The sequence below is a fragment of the Phyllobacterium sp. P5_D12 genome, assembly GCF_054049495.1.
Genome location: NZ_JBFUMG010000376.1, coordinates 1 through 4,491, shown reverse-complemented (window position 1 = coordinate 4,491; position 4,491 = coordinate 1). Strand labels below are relative to the sequence as shown.

Below are 4,491 nucleotides of genomic sequence, written 5' to 3'. Positions count from 1 at the left end.
GGATTGGCCTGTCGTTGGCAATGAACTCGGCGAACAGCGACGCAATGAACAGGAACAAGAATATCCACAACGCCCACCAGCCGCGGCGGTTGGCCTTGAAATTCTGCCATCGACGGGCATTGAGCGGCGACAGGCGTGGGCGTCGAACCGGGATGGCGGGCGCGCGTAAAACCTCGCTCGTCATCAGACATCCCTCCGTTCAAAATCGATCCGGGGATCGATCCATGTATAGAGAAGATCGGAGAGGAGACTGACGACGACGCCGACAAGCGCGAAAATATAGACCGTGGCAATCACCACCGGATAATCGCGGTTGATGATCGATTCATAGCCCAGCAATCCCAGCCCATCGAGCGAGAAGATCGCCTCGATCAGGAGCTGGCCGGTGAAAAAGATCGAAATAAAGGCGCTTGGAAAGCCGGAAATGACAATGAGCATGGCATTGCGGAAGACGTGGCCATAGAGGATCTTGCGCTCGCTGAGACMCTTGGCGCGCGCCGTCGTCACATACTGCTTGCGGATTTCGTCGAGGAACGAGTTCTTGGTAAGCAGCGTCGTTGTGGCAAAAGCGGAAAGCAGCATCGCGGTCAGTGGCAGTGCGAGATGCCATGCATAGTCAACGATCTTGCCGAAAAGCGAGAGCTGCGAGAAGTTGTTCGAGGTCAGCCCGCGCAAAGGAAACCAGTCGAAGAACGAGCCCCCTGCGAAGAAAACGATCAGCATAATACCGAAGAGAAAGCCTGGAATCGCATAGCCAACGATGATGACGCCGCTGGTCCAGATATCGAAGGTCGAGCCGTCCTTGATCGCCTTGCGTATGCCGAGTGGAATCGAGATCATGTAGGAGAGCAGCGTCATCCACAGGCCGAGCGATATGGAGACAGGGAGCTTTTCCTTGATCAGATCGATGACGCTAATATCGCGGAAATAGCTCTTCCCGAAATCGAAGCGCACATAATTCCACATCAGAAGACCGAAGCGCTCCAAGGGAGGCTTGTCGAGGCCGAACTGCTGTTCGAGGCTGGCGATGAATGCCGGATCAAGGCCCTGTGCACCGCGATATTTTGAGTTGCCCTCACCAAGGCCAAGCTGATCCTGGCTCTGACCGAAATCCGCACCGCCGCCGCCGATGCGGTCCATGGCATTGCCGCCCTGGCCGGTAAGTTGGCCGATAATGCGCTGTACCGGGCCGCCTGGGACAAATTGTACGATGACGAAGCAGACAAGCAAAACCCCGAACAGTGTCGGAACCATCAAAACGAGACGGCGAAGGATATAGGCTCCCATCAGGAGCTCCCTCTCAACATCGCTAAAATATCAAATCTTGCCAATTGCCTTCGCCTTTGCTTCGTCGAGCCACCACAACGTCTCAACCGGAAAACCGTAGTCGGGTTTCGGCTCCTTGAAGCCGAACATGTCCCAATAGGCGATCGGATGATTCGCTGCATACCAATTTGGAATCCAGTCGCGTCTTATACGCAAGAGTCGATCAAGAACACGCAAGATTGAAATCAATTCCGTACGGGAGTGCGCCTCGCTGACTTTCGCGATAAGCGCATCGATAACCGGGTCGGCAGTGTCGGGAAAATTCCACGAGCCGGGTACGCCGGCGGCCTTCGAGCCGAACATGATCTCTAGAGATTCTCGCGTCGGGGTGGCATCGAGCATATAGGCGATGCCCATCATGTCGAAATCAAAATCCTGCAGGCGCAGTTGATATTGCGAGGGATCGACAAGGCGCAAAAAGGCATTGATGCCTATTGCCTTGAGATTGTTGATGAAGGGTGAATAGACTCGCGTGAAAACCTCGGCCTGAATAAGCATTTCAACGTTGAGCGGTTTGCCTCCCGCATCGACCAACTGATTGCCCTCTCGCTTGAAGCCGGCCTGGGCCAGAAGCTCGGAAGCGCGGCGCAAGTTCTTGCGGTCGCGACCTGAACCATCGGACGGCGCTTGCAATAGCGCCTCGTTGAAGATGGCTTCGGGTAACTTTTCGCGAAACGGCTCCATGAGTGCCAGTTCTTCTGGCGAAGGTTTTCCCGTGGCACGAAAATCCGACTGTTCGAACAGCGATTGTGAACGGTCGTAGCGACCATAGAACAGGTTTTTCTGTGTCCATTCGAAATCGAAACACAAGGCGATGGCTTCGCGAACACGCGGATCGCGGAAATGTTCGCGGCGCTGGTTCAGGGCCCAGGCCTGCATTTGCGGGCGTTTTTCACCGGAAAAGTCCCGCTTGATGACACGCTTTTGCTGGATTGCCGGAAAATCATATTCCGTCGCCCATGTCTTGGCGGTGGATTCGAGACGAAAGAAGATATCCCCTTTCTTGAAGGCTTCGAACTCCGGCTGGCGGTCGCGGTAGAAATCAATCCTGATCCGGTCGAAATGGTTGAAGCCGCGCATGACCGGCAGGTCTTTTCCCCAGTAATCCGCGACACGCTCATATTCGATACGCTGGCCGACCGAAACGTTGCCGACCCGGTAAGGTCCCGAAGCAAGCGGAGCTTCAAGCGTCGAGGCATCGAAATCGCGCGTGGCATACCAGGTTTTTGAGAGAATTGGCGTGATACTGGCGATGTCGAGAATGGCGCGGTCCGAATGCTTGCCGCTAAAGCTGATACGCAGGGTGTGATCGTCGACGGCAACGATCTCCTTCATCTCGGTCAGCAACAACAAAAGCGAAGGGTGCCCCTTCTTCTGTATCGTCTGATAGCTGAAAACCACATCATGCGCGGTGAGGGGCGAGCCATCGTGGAACCGGGCTTCGGGGCGGAGTTTGAAGGTGAACGTATTGCGGTCGCCGGAGACAGTCACTGTTTCCGCCACCAGCCCATATATCGAGTCTGGCTCGTCCAGTGCGGTTTCCATCAACGTATCAAAACATAGCTCCATGCGCGGCGGCGCGTCGCCCTTGGGCGAGAAGCTGTTCAGCGTATTGAAGGTCTGCGTCGACTGGTTGAAAAACCAGCTCCATGGCGAGAAGGCGAAGGTGCCGCCTTTGGGGGCATCGGGACTGGCGTAGTCGAAATGTGTGAAATCCTTGGGATATTTCAGCTCGCCAAATGCTGAAAGCCCATGCAGAGGCACACCGGTCGCGACTTCCGACAGCGCAAGGCGCGGCGCCAATGCCGTCAGTATCGTCGCGCTTGATATTTTCAGAACATCGCGGCGGGTAGGTCGCGTCATTCGGTGCGCGCCTTCAAAGCCTGTTCCTTGGCAATATCGATCCACCAGGAGAATGGGTCGATTCCGGTATATTCGGGTTGCTTCTCCGGCATGCCGAACTTGTTCCAGTAGGCGATTTTTATCCGATCATCGTACCATTGCGGAACCACGTAATAATTCCAGAGCAGCACCCGGTCGAGCGCATGCGTCGCAGCCACAAGCTCATCACGATCCTTTGCGAAAATCACCCGATCGACCAGCTTGTCGACAGCCGGGTTCTTGATGCCCATGTAGTTCCGACTTCCCGGCGTATCCGCTGCGGCCGAACTCCAGAAGTCGCGTTGCTCGTTGCCTGGCGACAGACTTTGGGCCATGACGACGTTCGGTGTCGTGATGTCAAAATCGAAATCGTTGAGGCGGGAAGTATATTGCGCACTATCCACGACGCGAATCTGTGCATCGATGCCGAGCTTGCGCAGATTTGCCATGAACGGCCCGATAAAGCGCTCAGCTGACGGATCATCTGCCAGAAACTCGATGGTCAATGGCTGTCCCGTTTGTGTATTGACGAGCTTTCCATTCTTCTGGTCGTAACCGGCCGCTTTCAGAAGCTGAACGGCATGGCGCAGATTGTCCCGCTGCGATTGCGGCGTGTCGTAGACCGGGAGCTTGAATTCCTTGGTGAAGACTTCTTCAGGCACTTCGCCTTTTACAGTCTCCAGGATTTCAAGCTCCTTGCCACTTGGCAAGCCGCTGGAAGCGAGTTCAGAACCGGCAAAATAGCTGTTAATGCGCTTATACTGGCCAAAGAACAGATTCTTGCTCATGCTTTCAAAATCATACGCCCAGTTCAAAGCCTCGCGCACTCTTGGGTCCTTGAACTTGTCGCGCCTTGTATTGATCAAGAATCCCTGCATGCGGCCCGATGAGCGGAGCGGAAACATCGCCTTGATAACGTCACCACGCGCAACAGCGGGAAAATCATAACCGCGCATCCAGCGGCCAATGCTCGCTTCGCCTCGATAATCCTCAAAGCCGCCCTTCTTGAAGGCCTCCCAGGAGGCATTCTGGTCGCGGAAGTATTCATAGCGGATATGGTCGAAATTATTGCGGCCGACATTGACTGGGAGGTCTCTGCCCCAATAGTTTTCGACACGGGCCCAGACAATCGTTTTACCCGGAACGACGCTCTCGATCTTGTAGGCCGAAGATCCAAGGGGGATCTCCATTGTCGGCTTGGTAACATCGCGCTTCTTGCCGGAGGCGTCTGTCCCTTCCCACCAATGCTTGGGAAGGACGACAAGATCGCCCATGATATTCGGC

The 4,491-nt window shown here is 55.2% G+C and carries 3 protein-coding genes and 1 pseudogene; all 4 read right to left on the bottom strand.

The window, feature by feature from the left end; all coding sequences use genetic code 11:
* A pseudogene (locus tag ACXJ5O_RS19765) lies at positions 1-184 on the bottom strand (ABC transporter permease); the annotation flags it as partial.
* The gene (locus tag ACXJ5O_RS19760) at positions 184-1,287 is read right to left on the bottom strand and encodes a microcin C ABC transporter permease YejB (RefSeq protein WP_457301386.1); all 1,104 of its coding nucleotides are present in this window, start codon (positions 1,285-1,287) and stop codon (positions 184-186) included. The pseudogene ACXJ5O_RS19765 and the gene ACXJ5O_RS19760, both read right to left, overlap by 1 nt.
* Before the next feature lie 30 nt (positions 1,288-1,317).
* A complete protein-coding gene (locus ACXJ5O_RS19755; RefSeq protein ID WP_457301385.1) occupies positions 1,318-3,189 on the bottom strand; it encodes an extracellular solute-binding protein in 1,872 nt (623 codons plus the stop codon).
* A partial coding sequence (locus tag ACXJ5O_RS19750; RefSeq protein WP_457301384.1) for an extracellular solute-binding protein occupies positions 3,186-4,491 on the bottom strand: 1,306 nt, incomplete at its 5' end. The genes ACXJ5O_RS19755 and ACXJ5O_RS19750, both read right to left, overlap by 4 nt.